This window comes from Ruegeria sp. S84, assembly GCF_056583445.1.
This window is the reverse complement of record NZ_CM152618.1, coordinates 3,152,215-3,170,513: the sequence shown is the minus strand read 5'-3', so window position 1 is coordinate 3,170,513 and position 18,299 is coordinate 3,152,215. Positions and strand designations below refer to the sequence as shown.

The window sequence follows — 18,299 nt, the reverse complement described above, 5'->3', positions numbered from 1 at the left end:
CGATGGCGCAGCAACGTCTGGACAACCGCGCGGCGCGGGCGCTGTTCATGGATCGGCACGCGCTTTTGGAACAGCCTACTGGAAGTTCCAAAGGCGATGACTTGTTACAGCTGATCCATCGTTTAGGGTTTGTCCAGCTCGACAGTATCAACACCGTCGCTCGCGCGCATGACATGATCCTATATGCGCGTAAGCCCAGCTATCGCGCGCGCCACCTCAAACACCTCTATGAACGCGACCGCGCGCTGTTTGAGCATTGGACGCACGATGCGGCGGTGATCCCAATGGAATTCTATCGCCATTGGCATCTGCGGTTCCTGCGCGATGCCGACATGTTGAAAGCCCGCTGGAAGAACTGGCGGCGTGACGGGTTTGAGCAAAAGTTCGAAACCGTCCTACAACATATCCGCGACCATGGTCCGGTTGGCTCGTCCGATGTCGGAAAAGACGAGAAAAAGGGATCTGGCGGTTGGTGGGACTGGCATCCATCCAAGACCGCGCTGGAATATCTCTGGCGATCCGGCGCGCTGACCGTGGTTGGACGCGATGGGTTTCAGAAACGCTATGATCTGACAGAGCGGGTTATAGAAACTCAACTTTGCCCCGGCAATTTGCATTGCGACGCAAATGAAACTGTGGATTGGTTGTGTAACGCCGCACTCGACCGGCTGGGGTTCGCCACATCGGGAGAGCTTGCCGCGTTCTGGGATACGGTAAGCGCTGCCGAGGCAAAATCCTGGTGCCAACAGGCTCTAACACAGGGTGAAATCGAAGAGATCTGCGCCGAATGCGCAGACGGGCGGGAACGAAAAGTGTTCGCCCGCCCCGGTCTATGTGAACACGCTACAGAGCTGCCCGATGCGCCGGGCCGGATCAGAGTTCTCAGCCCTTTTGACCCTATGTTGCGTGACCGGAACCGGGCCGAGCGGTTGTTCGGATTCCACTATCGGATCGAGGTGTTCGTACCCGAACCCAAGCGTACCTACGGCTATTATGTCTTTCCGTTGCTTGAAGGGCACCGGTTGATCGGACGCATCGACATGAAGGCCCAGCGAGACCGTGGACTGTTGCAAGTCCGATCCGTATGGCCAGAACGGTCGGTGCGTTGGTCTGACGCAAGAACCCGCCGCCTGCAGGCCGAATTGGACCGGGTACGGCGATTTGCGGAACTGGACGGGGTGGAATTTGAAAAGGATTGGCTGAAAGATCCTAAATAGAACCCAATTTTTCGATCAGGAAACCTTGTTCCTCAATCAGTAGGCGCAGCTCGTTCAGCGAAACATGGGGCGCCCTGCCCGATGTATCTAGCTGCGCATTTGCCCGCCCATACAAAGCCTCGCGACTGGCCAATATGTTCTTGAGCTGCTCCATCGCCTTGGGATTTCCAGCCATCGGGCGTTCGTCGCCTTGGGCGCGCACGCGGTCCATATGCTCGGTCGGTGACGCGCGCAGCCAGATGGTGTGAAACCGGCCAAGCAGGGTAGCATAGGTCGAAGGCTCTGATACTATCCCGCCCGCGACTGCCAGCACGACCCGATCATGCTCTGCAATCACCCGATCCAGCGCCTGCGCTTCCAGATTGCGATACCCGTCTTGCCCGTAGAACGCCATCACTTCAGACATGGGCATGCCGGCCATCTCTTCAATCATGGCTGTGAGCTCAACAAACGTCAGTCTTTGTGCAGCGGCCAGCATAGCACCAAGAGTTGACTTACCCGCTCCGCGTAACCCAATCAGACAAACCCGATGCGCACGTGCATCCTCATCTGGGTGAGGTTGCAATGCACGCCTGACGCTTTCTTTGACGTCGTCGCTGGCTTGTCGGAAAAGCTCAACTATCTGCAAAGCATCCGAATCCCACGGATCATCTTCACCAATCAACCATTCGGCTTTGTAATCCAGTGCCTGTGCGACACGGTGCAACACGCCGATCGAGATGTTGCCCTCACCCGCCTCAAGCTGCGCCAAATAGCGTGGGGAAACGCCCGAGTTCTCAGACAGGATCCGGCGCGGGATGCCTCGCATTTGACGCGCCCGGCGTACACGCGCGCCCACTCGTTCGCTCAAATCCTGCTTTGCAATATGTGCAGGCGGTGCCGGTTCTGGCGGTTTGGGCCCATCCATCTGCATTGAACCGTTTGTTAAAGGTAAGGATGAGGCTACGACGCGAACCATCTACGGGCAACGAATATTACCTTCTCCGCCCACAATGCTTATAGTTTGGGGCCTAAAACGAGGTCTGAACGACGGCAAACAACTTGGTTAGAGCCTGTTCTGAGCATTGCGCTCAGCCTTCCAGCTGGTGAAGCTCTACCAGAAGGTCCAGCAACTTCTCGTGCTGCTCTGCCCCGAGCAAAGAGCGGGTGTGTTCCGCCAGCTCCAACATTTCCGCCAGATTTGCGTCGATAATTTGCAACCCATTCTCGCTGATTTCGACAATCTGTCGGCGGCGGTCTTTGGTATCCGGCCGCCTCATGATCAGCTTGCTGTCTTCTAGCTTTTTCAGAATGCGCGTCAGGCTGGGCAACAAGAGGCAGGCGCGCTCGGCGATCTGAGTAGGCTCCTGAGGCCCTTCTTCCTGCAAAACGCGCAGAACGCGCCATTGTTGCTCGGTGACGCCAGCATCCGTTAGCACACCACGAATAGGCCCCATCACCCTTTCCCGAGCGCGCAACAGCGCTATCGGCAATGATCGGGACGTCTGTGGTAAGTTCTTTGACATATGGAATTTTCGCGCAATTCCAAATATTTCGCAATAGAACGTTGGTTGTGGTTGAGTTTCGTTTACTGGACTTTACTTAACTTGTTTAGCATATGATACTGACAAAAAGGCTACCGAGGCGGATAAGATGAAATGGAATGAATTCTCCGATTGGGGCAAGAAGGTTGCCGAGTGGACGCAAGACTATCACCTGAGGGTGGGCGACAAGCCCGTGCGCGCCCGGACCGAGCCGGGCGATATCCTGAACGCTCTGCCCGCGCATCCCCCTGAGCAGGGCGAGCCGATCGAGGACATCTTTCATGATTTCGAACAAATCGTGATGCCCGGCATTACCCATTGGCAACACCCTCGGTTCTTCGCCTACTTCAATTCGAACGCCTCGGCCCCGTCTGTTCTGGCCGAGTTCCTGGCCAGCGCCATCGCGCCGCAATGTATGCTGTGGCAGACCTCGCCCGCCGCAACCGAGATGGAAACACGAATGATGGACTGGCTGCGCGAAGCGCTGGACCTGCCCAAAGGTTTTGCCGGGGTCATTCAGGATTCGGCGTCATCTGCGACATTGGCGGCTGTGCTGACCATGCGCGAGAAGGCGATGAACTGGCAGGGCAACACGCTGGGGCTGTTCGGTCAAAAGCCACTGCGCATTTATTGCTCTTCCGAGGTTCATACCTCAATCGACCGCGCAATCTGGGTTGCGGGGATTGGACAGGACAATCTGGTGCGCATCCCCGTGCAAGGTGATTGGCGTGGAATGAACCCCGAGGCGCTTGAAGCAGCGATTCAATCAGATTTAGAGACTGGTTTCCACCCGGCGGGCGTGATCCTTTGTGTTGGAGGGACCGGAACCGGGGCAACTGATCCAGTGGATCGCTGCCTTGCGATCGCACAGAAATACGGCCTTTATTCCCATGTCGATGCAGCCTGGGCGGGGTCGGCGATGATCTGCCCCGAATATCGTCACTACTGGCCGGGGATCGATCAGGCCGACAGCATTGTATTCAATCCCCATAAGTGGCTGGGCGTGCAATTCGATTGCTGTGCGCATTTCCTGAAAAACCCCGATGATCTGGTCCGCACGCTTGCGATCAGCCCGGAATATCTGAAAACCCACGGCAAGGACGGGATCATCAATTACTCGGAATGGTCGGTGCCATTGGGACGTCGGTTCCGCGCGCTGAAACTGTGGTTCGTCATCCGCACCTATGGGCTGGAGGGGCTGCGCGAACGGCTGCGGAATCACGTCAATTGGTCGCGCGCGCTGCATGACCGTCTAGCAGCAGAACCGGATTTTCGGATCGTGACGCCTCCAATGTGGTCTCTTTGGACCTTCCGATACGAGCCGGATGGGGCCGACGATCTGGATGATCTGAACCTGCGGCTGGTGAATGCAATCAATGATGATGGGCGGATCTACCTGACACAGACCCGCGTGGATGGCGATATGGTCATCCGCTTTCAGGCAGGTCAGTTTGAAACCAAAGAACAGGACGTAATGATGGCCTATGACGTGATCACTGAAATCGCTCGAGGGCTTTAGGCCCTCATTGACGCTGCAGCCTGCGCGTATCCCCCCGAGGCCCCGTCAACAAAATGCACATGGTCGTCGCGCATGGCCGAGGGAACAAAGCAGGTCATCATCGCCTCTTGCTGGGCGTGCATGCCATATCTGATTTTGCCTTTTGTTTGCGCGTCGTCCAGCATCTGAGTGAGCTGTTCCAACGTGCTCGAGTCACAATCCAGCGTCATTTTCAGACCGTCATCAAACTTTCGGAAATCAGCGTTGCTACTGACCATCTCCTTGTAATGCTTGGGTTCGAATTGACCCAGGCGCATCCCGGTCTTGAACAACAAGCCGATCAACATATTCCCGATCATCAAGCGTGTTTTCTGCATCAGAAGATTCCGACCCGCGCGTGAGACATGGGCATCGATATCGACGCCGGGCGGAGGGAAACTCATCGGAGGTCCTTTGGCCGGAACCGGGTGACCGGCGCGTTCTAGCCCTTCGGCGACGGACAGGATGGATTGAGTCAGGGCGGCGAATTCAGCCTCATTAGACTCTGATGTAGGCTGAATAACCAGTGAAACGATCTGACCAACCCTCGCTGGACTGTTGGACCAACGACAAGATAGGCCGGTCAGATCGGGCTGCGCGTCAGGTCCGGCTGGTTGCACAACAAGTTGCCCGGATTTCATCTGAGCCTCGGCCCAGGCCAGTCCCCCGCCGGTAAACATCGCATAGTCAACGCCGGTGGACGGCGCAAAGCGAGCAACACGCAGATCACGTCCAGCGGCGCGGATGTCGGCCACCGAAACCAGCGCTGCACGCAGAGTGATTGAGAATTCCGTTTCGGCCCAGCTTTGCAATGTTGCCAGCGTATCTCGCGCGATCTCGGCATCCTCGTCCGATACGGCGAATCCAGCACCATCACCACCGAAGACATACGGGAATATGCGCCCGCCCAGCGCATTGATCATGCCTGAAATCACGGCCGCCCCCACCATGTTGACGGTCTTGTACCGGCCCCGCGCGATTTCACCGGTCGAATCTACGATATCGGCGACGCCCAGAACCCATGTCTCTGGCAAAGGTGTGAACTGCGCGGGGTCACTGAGGCTGAGGAAATTGTCCGAAATGGGGACGGAGGCATAAAATACAGAGTCTGAGAGGGTCATAACACACTCGGGAAATCCTAATTCTGCAGTGATGATAGCTCAATTGTGAAGAATGTCCGCCCCAATCGATTCAATCATGGCACTTGTGCCGATCAACGCGGCGTGCAAAGCATCGGGGCGGGGCAGCTAGACAATAGGTCAAGAAATGCAGGCAGGTTTGGTGATCTTGTGTCTGGCCTATGTACTCAGCCAGTTTTTCCGAGCTTTTCTGGCAGTTTTGACCACCGATCTGGGACGCGATATCGGCGCAACACCCGAAGACCTCGCCTTTGCTTCAGGTCTTTGGTTTCTAATCTTTGCGGCGATGCAGATTCCTGTGGGCTGGGCACTGGACCGCGTCGGTCCTCGGCGCAGTTCTGCGGTGCTGCTGCTGATCGGCGGGGCTGGCGGGGCTGGCCTGTTCGCGGTCGCAACGACCCCGTTCCATGTGGCGCTCGCCATGGCGTTGATCGGGGTAGGATGCTCGCCGGTTCTGATGGCATCCTACTATATCTTTGCACGAGAGTTTCCACCTGCCAAATTCGCCACGCTCGCCGCCGTGATGCTGGGCGTGGGATCTGTCGGCAATCTGGTCGCCTCATACCCCACGGCGCTGGCGGTCGAGCTGATGGGCTGGCGCGCGACGCTGGCCGGTCTGGCGATTATCTCTGCTGCGGTGGCTGCGGGGATCTGGCTGACGGTGCATGACCCTGAAAAGGTAAAAACCGAGCAAAAAGGATCACTTCTAGACCTGCTGAAAGAACCTGCACTTTGGGCCATTCTGCCTCTCATGCTTGTGTCTTATGCGCCATCGGGTGCGATCCGAGGTCTTTGGGCCGGGCCGTATTTGAATGACGTGTTCGGGCTCAGCACCGCTCAGATCGGGACGGCAACGTTGATCATGGGGGCCGCGATGATCGCGGGAACCTTCGCCTATGGGCCGCTGGACCGTATCCTGGGCACCCGGAAATGGGTGATCCTGGGCGGTAATACCTTGGGAGTCGCAGCACTGGGCCTGCTGTGCCTGTGGATTGACAGCGGCGTTTGGGTCTCGGTGCTGCTGTTGGCAGTGATCGGCTTTCTGGGCGCGAGTTTTCCGGTGATCATGGCCCATGGCCGGGCCTTCGTGCCGCCGCATCTGGTCGGGCGGGGCGTCACCCTGCTAAACCTTTTTGGCGTCGGCGGCGTCGGTCTAGCGCAATTTGCCACCGGGCGCATCCATGCGGCCAGCGCCGGGATCAGCCCCTCAGCACCCTATACGGCGATCTTCGGCTTTTTCGCCGTCACCCTTGCCATTGGCTGCGTGATCTATCTATTCAGTCGGGACAGCGTGGACTGAAACCGGAGACCGCCCGTGCAGGACATTGAGGTGATTGCACCCAATCTGAAGCATTCCCTGTCGGGCGTGACAACGACGGTGATCCGACTGCTGCCAATCCAGCAGAAAATGATCGGCATCCGTGCCACCGGTCCCGGCCTGCCGCCAGATTTGCCCCATATCAGACTCTGGAAACTGTTGTTTCTACCCAATCGCAAACGGGTTTGGCATGCACGCCGGAATACCGAGATGCTGATGGGCCTGTTTCTGCGCACTGTGCTTCGGCGCAACTACAAACTGCTATTTACCTCAGCCGCGCAACGTGATCATTCCGGGTTCACCAAGCGGCTGATTTCGAAAATGGACGCGTTGATCGCGACGACGCCTCAGGCCGCTTCCTTTCTAGAGCATCCCGCTACTGTCATCATGCATGGCGTCAACACCGAGCTGTTTCACCCAGCCGAGGACAAAAGCGCCCTGCGCCAAAAACTTGGCCTGCCAGACGGGCTGCTGATCGGGTGTTTTGGCCGTATCCGCCCTCAGAAAGGGGTCGACTTGTTGGTCGATGCCGCCCTGAAGGTGCTGCCTAATCACCCCGATGCGCATGTGATCTTCACCGGGCGTACCACCAACGAATTTGAGGCGTTTCAGGCTGAGCAGGAGCAAAAGCTGCAGGACGCCGGGCTGGGCGACCGCGTTCATTTTCTGGGTGAGCGCCCTTGGGATGAGATTGTCGAGACCTATCGCGCGCTCGATCTGTTCGTTGCGCCCGCACGGCACGAAGGGTTCGGCCTTACACCGCTTGAAGCGATGGCCTCAGGCGTTCCAGCCATAGCCAGTCACGGGGTCGGAGCGTTCAGTGCGCAAATCAAGGATGGTGAGACCGGAAGACTGGTCGAGAAAGACAATGCCCCTGCACTGGTCGACGCGCTGGAGGATATGGTGCAGGACCGCGCAGCGCTGGCTTCCGCCGGGCAAGTCGCCCGCGCCCATGTCGAACAGAATTTTCGAGATCGAAGGCGAGGCGCAGGCGATTGTCGAGGTTTATCGATCTTTGCTGAAACAACCCTGAACGGTACTGAACTGTGTCAAATCGGTGTGACGGGGTGAAATAAGCCGAAACCCCTCTTTTTTCTTTGCCGCAACGCGGCTATGAACGCGCGTCCTTAACTTTGGAGACATGAAATGGGCTATCGCGTCGTAGTCGTCGGCGCCACGGGTAACGTGGGCCGCGAAATGCTGAACATCCTGGCGGAACGCCAGTTCCCTGTCGATGAACTTGCTGCTCTGGCAAGCCGTCGTTCGCTGGGTACTGAGGTGACATTTGGCGACAAGACGCTCACTACCAAAGATCTGGACACATTCGATTTCACTGGTTGGGACATGGCGCTGTTTGCCGTGGGTTCCGAGGCCACCAAGGTCTACGCCCCCAAGGCAGCGGCGGCTGGCTGCGTGGTGATCGATAACAGCTCGCTCTATCGCTATGACCCGGACATTCCGCTGATCGTGCCGGAATGTAACCCCGAGGCGATCCACGACTATAAAAACAAAAACATCATTGCCAACCCAAACTGCTCGACCGCGCAGATGGTGGTCGCGCTGAAGCCGCTGCATGACCGTGCACGCATTAAGCGCGTGGTCGTCTCGACCTATCAATCGGTGTCGGGAGCCGGCAAGGAAGGCATGGACGAGCTTTGGGATCAGACCAAGGCCATCTACAACCCGACGACCGAGGTTGAGCCGAAGAAGTTCCAGAAACAGATCGCCTTCAACGTCATCCCTCAAATCGACGTCTTCATGGAAGACGGCTCGACCAAGGAAGAGTGGAAGATGGTTGTCGAGACCAAAAAGATCGTCGATCCGTCGATCAAGGTCACCGCAACCTGCGTTCGCGTTCCGGTATTCGTCGGCCACTCCGAGGCGGTGAATATCGAGTTCGAAGAGTTCCTCGACGAAGACGAAGCCCGCGACATCCTGCGCGAAGCACCGGGCATCATGGTAATCGACAAGCGTGAAGCCGGTGGTTACGTCTCGCCCATCGAATGCGCGGGCGATTTCGCCACGTTCATCAGCCGCATCCGTCAGGATTCGACGGTTGAGAATGGCATCAACCTGTGGTGCGTTTCGGACAACCTGCGCAAAGGCGCGGCATTGAACGCTGTTCAAATTGCAGAATTGCTGGGCCGTGAAGTTCTGAAGAAGGGGTAACCTTCGCCAGTTAGTTATGACTCTATTAAACCCCGCTGCACCGCCAGTGGGGTTTATTATTTTGTGGACGGGCAGAGATGACAAAATTGCGGGACAAAGCCGCCCTGTGCATGCGTTGCCATTGCCTATCCAGCACCAGTTGGTCAGCCACCGATCTGGGACATTGTCGCTTTTACCGCATGGTATCTTTGAGAGTTTGGGGGATGCGTCCCCAGAAAGCGATCACCAGGATCAGGAACTCGTGCGAAGTACAGCGCACCCTTGAGTGGATCATAACCCGCTTTGTAGGCTATTACAGTGCCTAGTCGATCAGCTTCCAATTCAAAGTTCTTTGAATAGCTGCGGCCGCCAACAAAGGCTCCAAGGTCTTGTGCTGCGGCAATGTCATTCGGCCCTGACCCCGCAATTGTTGCTAGACCGGCCAAAAGCACCGCACCAGCCGCCGCATTTTGGGCCTGTCGCGCCAAATGCCCTTGAATGTGGTGAGCGGCCTCATGCGCCATAACAAATGCAAGTTCGTCAGTGTTGTTTACATTCCGTATCAGCGCTTGAGTCATTGTGATAACGGGGCGCCCCGACTTGCTTAAACTCTGATACGCGTTTGAGGGTGCTTTTTTGTCTGGATCAATGCGGATCAAAAAATCACAATTCACATTCTTAGTGCGGCGGCGGCATTCTCGTTCTGCCACAGGTTCTATTCGTGAGGCGACCTGACGGAACCTTATTTGTGCCTGTTGTGAACTGACGGGCGCGCTCGCGCGACCGGGGTTTGGAATAGGTGCTGATGGAGGAGTGGTGGTTGAAGCGCATCCCGCTAATGCCAAAACAGCTAACATCAATACCGTTCGCCTCATAAACACACCTTTCCAAATGTTCAGAGCATCAAAATCGAATCTGTGGCTTTCGAGAAACCAACTTGCACATTCGAACCTACGGTCTTCACGATTTGATATTCAATAACAGACGGGTTGTCGGTGGTCGCCCCGATTAAGCTGTCGTCAAAATGGTAGGCACTACAAATGGCATTGAAGCGAAGGACCAACCGATCCACGCCCCGTTCTGTATGGGCTTGAACCGAGTTGAACACCGCATCAGCGGAGGCGATTTGCGCTGCACGATGGCTTGATCCCAGCCTCCTGCGCGGCAAAGGGACTGCTATGAGCGCAAGTACAGTTCAACAATCGTTTCTGGTATGGCCTCAAAGCAGTCATCAGAGAGATGCCTCCTGCCTGATCCTTCACCCCTGTCCCTCGACCAGCGTCTTCAAATTCTCCAACCCGCGCTCGTAATCTCCGCCGACCCAATTGTCCATCATTAGGCCCATCCAGCGGGACATGGGGTTCATACCAAGGTCGGATACGAGATCCCCAGGTAACCTGTGTGCCTGATCCTTCGGGCCGCAACTGGAACGAGGCGGTGGCTGTCCCCATCGGGCCAAAATCCAGTGCGGTTTGCACGGATTGATCCTGGGTGCTCTCGGTGATTTCCTGCGAACCGGTGCCCACCTGCGGGTTACCCGAGGCCCAGTTCAGTGTGTTTCCGACACCCGCTTCCGGGCCACTATAGCTCAGCTTGGTTTCGGGGTCTCGGGACAGCCAGGGGGACCATTTCTCGGTCTCCTGCATCGAATTCACATAGGGAAAGATCGCCGAGGCTGGTGCGTCGATTGTGATGCTGCGGGACACCTCGGCCTGACCAGGCAAAAGATATGATAATCCGACAAGCGCCAGAATGATCACCAGTAGAGTGACGAGAATACGTTTAATCAATTTCATGAGCTCGATCCGATTCTGACAACATCATCGGAAACATATCAAAAAATCGACGTAATTTCAGAGGCCCGATCGTATGACCCGCAGGATCACGCCGGTGGCTGGTAAGGCAGCGACGAATGGTGCAGCACGATGCGAAGCACTCCGTCAGCGTCTTTTTTGTAGCCGAAGCTTTTGTCGACTTGCGTGATGTTACCTTGGCTATCCGTCAGAATGACCTTGCCCATCCACATGGCGACATCGCCTTCGACGAAGCTGGCCGATGTCTCACTTGCCATTTCGCGCCAACCCTTGATTCCGAAACCGCCATCAAGCGGAAATTCGGCATCGTGACCGACAAAATAGGCCAGTGCACCGTGGCGAGTCGGGCGAAAGGTTTGATCTCCGGACGCCATAGTTGGTTTGAACAGGACCGGACCCAGATTATAGCCGTATGCCGCATCCAGAACACCCTCGGCAACGGAACGGGCCGCATCGATCCCACCGTCTTCAAAAGCTTTGGAGATCGCAATCAACCCATCGCCCCAGGCGGTACGGGCAGCGGCCAGCTCGTCAGTGGTAATCGGCATGATCCTGTCCTTCTCTGTCCGGTTTCTATGGTACTGGCAGCAAGTGAGCGTCAACGCAAGAGGTGTGACCGGACTCTCGCCCGGTTTTGCCCACAGAACCGCGTGGAAGCCTGAATTCTCAGAAAATTCGACCCATTCTTTTGAACCGGTGCAAGGTTTTACAAAGTATTTTGCCGCCAATCTCTGACAGTGCCGTGGGGGCATTTCAATTGGGGTGAATGTGGTGGACAAGATTATCACACTGGAACAGAAAGAACCCGTGCGTCTGGACCCGGACCGCCTGAGCAGCCTGTACAATCAGCTTGGCGACACCAACGCGATGGACGTGCTGTGCCGCACGGTTGAAGAACTGGCGTTGCGGCTGTCGAATTGTGAACGGTTTTGGCGGCAACGCGATTGGGCCGGGCTGCGCAAATGCGCAAAATCTCTCGTGGCCATATCCGAGCAAATCGGCATGACAGCACTGGCACGTGTGGCAGGCGATGTAGCCTGTACTGTCGACGCTGGCGATGCGGTCGCGACAGGGGCGACTCTGAGCCGCCTGATCCGTGTGGGTGAGCGATCGCTGACTGCCGTCTGGGACCAGCAAGATCTATCTGTCTGAGAGGGGGTTGCGAGTGCGCCGCAGACAGATAGTCTGGGCGAAAATCCAACCAGCCGAGACAAGCATGACCCTGTCCTTCGCCCCTGCCTCCGACCCATCGCTGCCACTACATGTGTTAGAGCAATCAGATTTTGAAAGCTGGCTGACCGATCAGCCGGATCATATCCGAGCTTGGGTTGCGGCCGATGGGTTTTCCGGAGCTCTGGGTCAAACACTTCTGGTGCCCGGCACAGATGGTAATCCGCAGTTTGCCATGGCGGGATATGGCAGCGCGGCAAAACGGGTACGCAAGCGATTTCCGCTAGCCGCTGCCGCAGAATCGCTGCCCAAGGGCACCTATCATATCGCCTCGGGCGTTCCCGCAGATGTGCTTGAGGCTGAATGCCTGGGCTGGCTGATGACGGGATATGCCTTTGATCGCTATGCAGCGCAAAGCCCGGCTAACGCCACGCTGATCGCGCCCGAGGGCGTAGATGCCCGGCGGATCGAAATCATGGCCAATGCCGAGGCATTGACACGGGATCTGGTCAACACACCCACTTCGGACATGGGTCCGGCGCAATTACAACACGCGGTTGAGGCACTGGCACGGGAACACGGCGCAGACATCTCGGTCATCACAGGCGATGCGTTGCTGGAACAGAATTTTCCGATGATCCACGCGGTCGGGCGTGCTGCCGAACAGGCCCCGCGTCTGATCGAGATGAACTGGGGTGACCACGGGCCAAAACTAACAGTAGTTGGGAAAGGGGTCTGTTTCGATACCGGCGGCCTGAATCTGAAACCCGGTGCTTCGATGGGGTTGATGAAAAAAGATATGGGCGGAGCGGCCAATGTGCTGGGTCTGGCCCGTATGATCATGGCGCTGGATTTGAAGGTGCAATTACGGGTCCTGATCCCGGCGGTCGAAAACGCAGTAGCGGGCAATGCTTTCCGCCCCGGCGACATCCTGACGGCGCGTAATGGGCTAACGGTTGAGATCAACAACACTGATGCCGAGGGTCGGTTGGTGCTGGCCGATGCCCTTGCTCTGGCGCATGAAGGGGCACCAAACCTGCTCATCTCGATGGCCACTTTGACTGGCGCGGCCCGGGTTGCATTGGGCGCTGATTTGGCCCCGTTTTATACCGATGACGACAAAGCCGCGGACGTGCTGGCGCGTGCTGGCCGGGCTGCCGCTGATCCGGTCTGGCGTATGCCTTTTCATGACCCCTATGAAGCGATGATCGAACCCGGCATCGCTAACCTCGACAATGCGCCTTCTGGTGGATTTGCGGGCTCTATCACCGCGGCACTGTTCCTGCGCCGGTTCGCTGCCGAAAGTCGCTATATGCATTTTGACATCTATTCGTGGCAACGCAGTAAGGAACCCGGTCGCAGCAAGGGTGGTTTGGGCCAAGGCCCGCGTGCCCTCCTGGGGGCTTTGCCAGAGATCCTTGGCCTATGACTCAGGCGCGCATCATTCAACCGGTCATAGACCTGCTACGCCACCCTGACGGTCCGCGCGACCGGCAATTGTTGTTCGGCGACACGGTCACTGTTTTGGACGACCAAAACGGCTGGAGCAAGATCTCAGCCAGCAAGGACGGCTATACCGGATGGGTGGCGACAGACCATCTGGGACCAATTGAGCCACAGACTCACTGGATCGTCGCCGCTTCGACCCATGCCTATGAGAAGCCCGATATTAAAAGCCGCGATCTGACCTCGCTGAGCTTTGGCAGTAAAATCAGGGCTCTGTCTGAGGAGGGCGGGTTTCTGGAAACGCCAATCGGGTTCATTCCGGGGGTGCATGCCGTGCCCGCCTATTCCCTGCTGACCGATCCCGTTTCCGCGGCCGAACTTCTTCTCGGCACCCCTTATCTTTGGGGTGGTAACAGTCGATTCGGGCTGGATTGCTCGGGCCTCGTACAGCTCGCACTGCTCGCCTGCGGCGTTCCTTGTCCCGGAGACAGCGGCGATCAGGAACGCGAAGTTGGTGGATCGGTGCCCGAGGGCGATCCCGCACGGCGCGGAGACTTGCTGTTCTGGAAAGGCCATGTTGCCTGGGTTGCCGCCGAAAACCTTCTACTTCACGCCAACGCCTATCACATGGCTGTCGCGCTCGAACCGATGGATCAAGCGATTGCCCGGATCGCTGCCCAGGGCGACGGGCCGGTTACAGCGCACAAAAGGCTCTAATCCAGGTCAACCGCACGGATGAGCTTGCGTTCCAGAACTCTCAGAACCGCGCGCAGATCGTGCCCGCGCTTCAATATACGCCCATCCATGCCGACCACGGAATACATGCCCTGACGTAGCCGCAGGCGCGGGTGCTTCTCGACCCTGTAAATGGGATGTTCCGCCGTGCGCCGAAAGATCGAAAACACCGCCATATCCCGCAGGTTCGAGATTCCGTAGTCGCGCCATTCACCGGCAGCAACCATTCGGCCATAAACAGACAGGATTTGAGACATCTCGCGCCGGTCAAACGCGACCGGCATCTGGGCAGAGCCGGACCCGAACCGGCTGGGAGGCTGCATGTTCATATGACAAGCCTTGCCGGAAATCGCCGTCGAATCAAGCCCACTGGCATCAAGGTGTTGTATTTTTGGATCGCCCGCCCGCTATCTGCGCCCAACCTGACGGCAAATCAAGATCACCGGCAGCAACCCGACAGCCAGAATAACCAGCGACGGAACCGCTGCACCTTCAAGCCTCTCATCCGAGGCCAGACGATAGGCCTGCACTGCTAGCGTGTCGAAGTTAAAAGGCCGCATGATCAGGGTCGCGGGCAGCTCTTTCATCACATCCACAAAGACAATCAACAGTGCCGTTAGCAGCGAAGGCGTAAGGATCGGCAGATGCACCCGGCGCAGCGTTCCTAACGGGGTTTGACCCAGTGACCGCGCGGCGGCATCCATATTGGCGTGAACCGTGCTCTGCCCACCCTCATAGGCGCTGAGCGCGGCGGCCAGAAAGCGCACCATATAGGCCGCGATCAACAACCAGATGGATCCAGTGACCAGCAGTCCGGTCGAGATACCAAAGGTTTGGCGCATCCACGCATCCAGCGCGTTGTCGAAACCCGCAAAGGGGACGATCAGCCCCACGGCGATCACGCCACCCGGCACCGCATAGCCCAACCGCGCCACATAAGCCGCCATGGCGGACCCGCGTCCGGGGCGCAGGCGTTGGAAAAATCCTATCGAAATCGCCGCGCTGACGGTGATAACCGCCGCAGTCCCCGCCAGTGTCAGCGAGTTCTGTATGAACCCGATATATCGGCGCGACAGCAGGTTCTGCTCGGATTCCAACCCCATCTGCACCAGGATAACCACAGGCAGAAGGAATCCGAACAGGACGGGAATTGCGCATAGCAGAAATGCCGCAAGTGATTGCCATCCCTTGAGTTGCGCCGCTGGCAGGCCTGCGTGGCGCTTGCCTGCCTGATAGTATTTGGCCTTGCCGCGCTGTGTCCGCTCGGCCACGGCCATGACAAGCGCAAAACCCAACAGACAAAGGGCGAGTTGCGCCGCAGCAGCGCGATCAGCCATGGAAAACCAGCTTGTGTAGATGCCAGTGGCAAAAGTCTGCACACCGAAATAGGCGACTGTGCCGAAATCGGCGATGGTTTCCATCACCGCCAGCAAGACGCCCCCTGCAATCGCCGGGCGTGCCATCGGCAGGGATACGCGCCAAAAGGCATGCCAGGGGCCGTTGCCCAGCGCCCGGGCCGCCAGAAAGGCCGTGGCGCTTTGCTGCAGAAACGCCGCGCGCGCCAGCAAATAGACATAGGGATACAACACCAGGATCAACATCACCGCCGCACCCTCGGTCGAGCGAATCTCGGGGAACCAATAGTCGCGCGGGCCCCAGCCGGTCACATCCCGCAGCGTGGTCTGAACGATTCCGGGGTGATCCAGAATGAAGGTATAGGCATAGGCCAGCACATAAGCCGGAAAGGCCAGCGGCAGGACCAGAGCGATTTCCAGCCACCGCACTCCGGGAAAGCGGGTCATCGTGACCAGCCACGCAGCGCCGACGCCAATCGAAAACGTCCCTGCTGCGACCAGCACCACCAGGATCACCGTGGTCAGCGCATAGCCAGGCAAAACAGTCTCTAACAAATGGGAAATTGTGTCGGTGCCACCGGTCACCGCCGCCAGAACAACCGCCACCATTGGCAACAGACAGGCGGCTGCCACGACATAGGCAATGCCGCCCACAAAGCGTGTGCCTAGTGCGCCGCGATTATGCGTTCCGTGTTCTGAATATTCGACTTCGGCCATGGCGTCTGACTGAGAATCCCGTAGGGTCTGCCTTTAATCGACTAAAACTCTAAGAAACACCAGTGGGCGGACTAACAAAAACTGCGGCAATGTTCGCCGCAGATCCCTATTCATAAACGCGCTGATCCTCGATCACCAAGCCATCTTTTGGTAATGAGCCCGGCGCCACAACTTCAATCGCGCCTTTCAGTTTCAGGACTTCGACCACCGATTTTGCATAGGCACCATCGTTCTCGCAGGGGCTTTCGATCTGAACAGTCATGGTATCCATCTCGCCCTGTCGCGCCGCAATGACACGCGCTTTGACGATTTCATCATGCTTGTCGACCAGCGCGGCCACCTGTTCGGGGCGGACGAACATGCCCTTGATCTTGGTGGTCTGATCGGCGCGACCCATCCAGCCTTTGATACGCATATTTGTGCGCCCGCACGGAGACTCTCCGGGCATGATCGCCGACAGATCACCGGTGGCAAAACGGATCAACGGGTAATCGGGGTTCAGCGTGGTCACAACCACCTCACCTACTTCACCAGGTGCAACCGGGGTTCCTGTGCCGGGGGTGACGATCTCAACGATCACGTGTTCGTCGATGATCATACCCTCCATCGCAGGGCTTTCATAAGCTATGTTGCCCAGATCAGCGGTCGCGTAGCATTGCAGGCAGACGATGCCCCGATCGGCGTAATCCTGTCGTAGGCTAGGAAACAGCGCCCCGCCACCCACAACGGCCTTGGAAAATTTAAGCGCGACGCCCATGGCTTCAGCTTTATCAAGAATGACTTTCAGATAGTCGGGCGTACCTGCATATGCGGTGCAACCCACATCGCGCGCAGCGGTCACCTGCAACTCGGTCTGACCTGTACCTGCAGGCAGGACCGACGCGCCAACGGCCTGCGCGCCGCTTTCAAAGATCATGCCCGCGGGGGTGAGGTGATAGCCAAAACAGTTCTGAACGATATCGCCCGGACCAACCCCTGCAGCATTCAGGAACCGGCCCATGCGCCACCAGTCGTGATCAGTGCTGCCGGGTTCATAGATTGGCCCCGGAGATTGAAAGACATGCTGGAAATTCCGCGCCGGTTTGACGGTGAACCCTCCAAACGGAGGCCGGGTGCCCTGCGCCTTTGTCAGATCGGATTTTCGCAGAACCGGCAGTTGTGCCAGCGCCTGCATGTCTGTCACTGTGCCGGCGTCCACGTTGGACAGGATGCCGGCATATCCGGGCGCTTTTTGCGCGCGGGCAATCTGTTCTGGCAAGGCGCGCGCGTGATCAGCGGTGCGCTCGTCAGCGGATCGGGTTTCAAGCTTATCAAAATAGGTCATTGAAATATCCTCCACCCGCTTACAGCCATCTCTTGCGTCGGCGGTATGAGCGCACGTCTCGAAAGCTCTTGCGGCCTTCGTCAGACATGCCGAGATAAAATTCCTTTACGTCCGGGTTTTCGCGCAATTCAGCGGCGGGGCCGTCCATCACCACGCGGCCAGATTCCAGAATATAACCGTAATGAGCGAACCTTAGAGCCACATTTGTGTTCTGCTCAGCCAGCAGGAAGGACACGCCTTCCTTCTCGTTCAGGTCCCTTACGATGCCAAAAATCTCTTCGACAAGTTGCGGAGCCAGACCCATTGAGGGTTCATCAAGAAGGATGGTCTCGGGGCGCGACATCAGAGCCCTGCCCATCGCAACCATCTGCTGCTCACCGCCCGAAGTATAACCGGCCTGACTACGACGGCGTTCCTTCAAGCGTGGGAAGTAGTTGTAGACCAGTTCTAGATCCTGCTGGATCGCGGCAGACCCGTCCTTACGGGTATAGGCACCGGTCAGTAGATTTTCCTCGACTGTGAGGTGTTCGAAACAGTGGCGGCCTTCCATGACTTGAATGACGCCCTTCTCCACCAAGGCAGCCGGGTCGCTTTCATGCACGCCCTCGCCGCGATATTTAATCGAGCCTTTGGTGACCTCGCCCCGTTCCGAATGCAGCAAGTTCGACACGGCCTTCAATGTGGTTGTCTTGCCCGCACCATTGCCACCCAGTAGGGCTGTGATGCCGCCCTTGGGCACAGTCAGGCTGACGCCTTTCAAAACAAGGATCACATGGTTGTAGATCACCTCGATATTGTTGACCTCAAGCAGGGTTTCCGCCTGCACGTCAGTGGTTTGTGCCGCATCCAACATCAG

The 18,299-nt window shown here is 57.5% G+C and carries 17 protein-coding genes and 1 pseudogene; 8 read left to right on the top strand and 10 right to left on the bottom strand.

Annotated elements, in window-relative coordinates:
• Positions 1–2: 2 nt before the first annotated feature.
• Positions 3–1,217 (top strand): winged helix-turn-helix domain-containing protein, encoded by a 1,215-nt coding sequence (locus tag AC1DFB_RS15850; RefSeq protein WP_480921645.1) that lies wholly within the window; start codon positions 3–5, stop codon positions 1,215–1,217.
• Here the strand turns inward: AC1DFB_RS15850 and AC1DFB_RS15845 are convergent.
• Both AC1DFB_RS15845 and AC1DFB_RS15840 read right to left on the bottom strand, forming a co-directional pair.
• A complete protein-coding gene (locus tag AC1DFB_RS15845) occupies positions 1,210–2,124 on the bottom strand; it encodes a helix-turn-helix transcriptional regulator (RefSeq protein WP_170408751.1) in 915 nt (304 codons plus the stop codon). The two genes, AC1DFB_RS15850 and AC1DFB_RS15845, sit on opposite strands and share 8 nt — an antisense overlap.
• A gap of 163 nt (positions 2,125–2,287) precedes the next feature.
• The gene (locus tag AC1DFB_RS15840) at positions 2,288–2,653 is read right to left on the bottom strand and encodes a MarR family transcriptional regulator (RefSeq protein ID WP_480921644.1); all 366 of its coding nucleotides are present in this window, start codon (positions 2,651–2,653) and stop codon (positions 2,288–2,290) included.
• Positions 2,654–2,849: 196 nt separating this feature from the next.
• Here AC1DFB_RS15840 and AC1DFB_RS15835 point away from each other — a divergent pair, with 196 nt between their 5' ends.
• Positions 2,850–4,259, top strand: coding sequence for a pyridoxal-dependent decarboxylase (locus AC1DFB_RS15835; protein WP_170408753.1), 1,410 nt, complete (start codon positions 2,850–2,852; stop codon positions 4,257–4,259).
• Here the strand turns inward: AC1DFB_RS15835 and AC1DFB_RS15830 are convergent.
• On the bottom strand, positions 4,256–5,398 hold the full coding sequence (locus AC1DFB_RS15830) for a DUF3095 domain-containing protein (protein ID WP_480887650.1): 1,143 nt from the start codon (positions 5,396–5,398) through the stop codon (positions 4,256–4,258). The genes AC1DFB_RS15835 and AC1DFB_RS15830 overlap by 4 nt on opposite strands.
• A 145-nt stretch (positions 5,399–5,543) precedes the next feature.
• On the opposite strand from AC1DFB_RS15830, the gene AC1DFB_RS15825 reads away from it, so the two are divergent.
• The 3 genes and pseudogenes from AC1DFB_RS15825 to AC1DFB_RS15815 all read left to right on the top strand — a co-directional run bounded on the left by AC1DFB_RS15825 (position 5,544) and on the right by AC1DFB_RS15815 (position 8,903).
• Entirely contained in the window at positions 5,544–6,716 is a 1,173-nt protein-coding gene (locus AC1DFB_RS15825; RefSeq protein ID WP_170408755.1) for an MFS transporter, read from the top strand.
• 15 nt (positions 6,717–6,731) lie between these two features.
• A pseudogene (locus AC1DFB_RS15820) lies at positions 6,732–7,767 on the top strand (glycosyltransferase family 4 protein).
• Positions 7,768–7,880: 113 nt separating this feature from the next.
• Complete coding sequence (locus AC1DFB_RS15815) at positions 7,881–8,903, top strand: aspartate-semialdehyde dehydrogenase (RefSeq protein WP_170408757.1); 1,023 nt, start codon at positions 7,881–7,883, stop codon at positions 8,901–8,903.
• Between the two features lie 143 nt (positions 8,904–9,046).
• Here AC1DFB_RS15815 and AC1DFB_RS15810 read toward each other — a convergent pair whose 3' ends face one another.
• The 3 genes from AC1DFB_RS15810 to AC1DFB_RS15800 form a co-directional block, all read right to left on the bottom strand.
• A complete protein-coding gene (locus tag AC1DFB_RS15810) occupies positions 9,047–9,592 on the bottom strand; it encodes a M48 family metalloprotease (protein ID WP_480921643.1) in 546 nt (181 codons plus the stop codon).
• A 402-nt stretch (positions 9,593–9,994) separates the two neighbouring features.
• Entirely contained in the window at positions 9,995–10,678 is a 684-nt protein-coding gene (locus AC1DFB_RS15805; protein WP_480921642.1) for an SRPBCC family protein, read from the bottom strand.
• An 86-nt stretch (positions 10,679–10,764) separates the two neighbouring features.
• Positions 10,765–11,244, bottom strand: a complete 480-nt coding sequence (locus AC1DFB_RS15800; RefSeq protein ID WP_170399250.1) for a phosphoribosyl-AMP cyclohydrolase — start codon at positions 11,242–11,244, stop codon at positions 10,765–10,767.
• 214 nt (positions 11,245–11,458) lie between these two features.
• Here AC1DFB_RS15800 and AC1DFB_RS15795 point away from each other — a divergent pair, with 214 nt between their 5' ends.
• The 3 genes from AC1DFB_RS15795 (at position 11,459) to AC1DFB_RS15785 (ending at position 14,029) form a co-directional block, all read left to right on the top strand.
• Positions 11,459–11,848, top strand: coding sequence for a hypothetical protein (locus tag AC1DFB_RS15795; protein ID WP_170399254.1), 390 nt, complete (start codon positions 11,459–11,461; stop codon positions 11,846–11,848).
• Between the two features lie 64 nt (positions 11,849–11,912).
• Positions 11,913–13,295, top strand: coding sequence for a leucyl aminopeptidase family protein (locus AC1DFB_RS15790; protein WP_480921641.1), 1,383 nt, complete (start codon positions 11,913–11,915; stop codon positions 13,293–13,295).
• Positions 13,292–14,029, top strand: a complete 738-nt coding sequence (locus tag AC1DFB_RS15785) for a C40 family peptidase (RefSeq protein WP_480921640.1) — start codon at positions 13,292–13,294, stop codon at positions 14,027–14,029. The genes AC1DFB_RS15790 and AC1DFB_RS15785 overlap by 4 nt, the downstream gene beginning before the upstream one ends.
• On the opposite strand, the gene AC1DFB_RS15780 is transcribed toward AC1DFB_RS15785, so the two are convergent.
• From AC1DFB_RS15780 to AC1DFB_RS15765, 4 genes are all read right to left on the bottom strand, one after another.
• Positions 14,026–14,376 (bottom strand): DUF2794 domain-containing protein, encoded by a 351-nt coding sequence (locus AC1DFB_RS15780; protein ID WP_170399260.1) that lies wholly within the window; start codon positions 14,374–14,376, stop codon positions 14,026–14,028. The two genes, AC1DFB_RS15785 and AC1DFB_RS15780, sit on opposite strands and share 4 nt — an antisense overlap.
• Before the next feature lie 78 nt (positions 14,377–14,454).
• Positions 14,455–16,119, bottom strand: coding sequence for an ABC transporter permease (locus tag AC1DFB_RS15775; RefSeq protein WP_170567252.1), 1,665 nt, complete (start codon positions 16,117–16,119; stop codon positions 14,455–14,457).
• Between the two features lie 106 nt (positions 16,120–16,225).
• Positions 16,226–17,443 (bottom strand): acyl-CoA synthetase family protein, encoded by a 1,218-nt coding sequence (locus AC1DFB_RS15770; protein WP_170426281.1) that lies wholly within the window; start codon positions 17,441–17,443, stop codon positions 16,226–16,228.
• 19 nt (positions 17,444–17,462) lie between these two features.
• Positions 17,463–18,296, bottom strand: coding sequence for an ABC transporter ATP-binding protein (locus AC1DFB_RS15765; protein WP_170399269.1), 834 nt, complete (start codon positions 18,294–18,296; stop codon positions 17,463–17,465).
• Between the last annotated feature and the right edge of the window lie 3 nt (positions 18,297–18,299).

What these genes read in the sequence shown, in the direction of transcription:
- AC1DFB_RS15850 (WP_480921645.1), top strand. Translation starts at nt 3, where the DNA reads ATGGCGCAGCAACGTCTGGACAACCGCGCGGCGCGGGCGCTGTTCATG.
- AC1DFB_RS15845 (WP_170408751.1), bottom strand. Translation starts at nt 2,124, where the DNA reads ATGGATGGGCCCAAACCGCCAGAACCGGCACCGCCTGCACATATTGCA.
- AC1DFB_RS15840 (WP_480921644.1), bottom strand. Translation starts at nt 2,653, where the DNA reads ATGGGGCCTATTCGTGGTGTGCTAACGGATGCTGGCGTCACCGAGCAA.
- AC1DFB_RS15835 (WP_170408753.1), top strand. Translation starts at nt 2,850, where the DNA reads ATGAAATGGAATGAATTCTCCGATTGGGGCAAGAAGGTTGCCGAGTGG.
- AC1DFB_RS15830 (WP_480887650.1), bottom strand. Translation starts at nt 5,398, where the DNA reads ATGACCCTCTCAGACTCTGTATTTTATGCCTCCGTCCCCATTTCGGAC.
- AC1DFB_RS15825 (WP_170408755.1), top strand. Translation starts at nt 5,544, where the DNA reads ATGCAGGCAGGTTTGGTGATCTTGTGTCTGGCCTATGTACTCAGCCAG.
- AC1DFB_RS15815 (WP_170408757.1), top strand. Translation starts at nt 7,881, where the DNA reads ATGGGCTATCGCGTCGTAGTCGTCGGCGCCACGGGTAACGTGGGCCGC.
- AC1DFB_RS15805 (WP_480921642.1), bottom strand. Translation starts at nt 10,678, where the DNA reads ATGAAATTGATTAAACGTATTCTCGTCACTCTACTGGTGATCATTCTG.
- AC1DFB_RS15800 (WP_170399250.1), bottom strand. Translation starts at nt 11,244, where the DNA reads ATGCCGATTACCACTGACGAGCTGGCCGCTGCCCGTACCGCCTGGGGC.
- AC1DFB_RS15790 (WP_480921641.1), top strand. Translation starts at nt 11,913, where the DNA reads ATGACCCTGTCCTTCGCCCCTGCCTCCGACCCATCGCTGCCACTACAT.
- AC1DFB_RS15785 (WP_480921640.1), top strand. Translation starts at nt 13,292, where the DNA reads ATGACTCAGGCGCGCATCATTCAACCGGTCATAGACCTGCTACGCCAC.
- AC1DFB_RS15780 (WP_170399260.1), bottom strand. Translation starts at nt 14,376, where the DNA reads ATGAACATGCAGCCTCCCAGCCGGTTCGGGTCCGGCTCTGCCCAGATG.
- AC1DFB_RS15775 (WP_170567252.1), bottom strand. Translation starts at nt 16,119, where the DNA reads ATGGCCGAAGTCGAATATTCAGAACACGGAACGCATAATCGCGGCGCA.
- AC1DFB_RS15770 (WP_170426281.1), bottom strand. Translation starts at nt 17,443, where the DNA reads ATGACCTATTTTGATAAGCTTGAAACCCGATCCGCTGACGAGCGCACC.
- AC1DFB_RS15765 (WP_170399269.1), bottom strand. Translation starts at nt 18,296, where the DNA reads ATGTTGGATGCGGCACAAACCACTGACGTGCAGGCGGAAACCCTGCTT.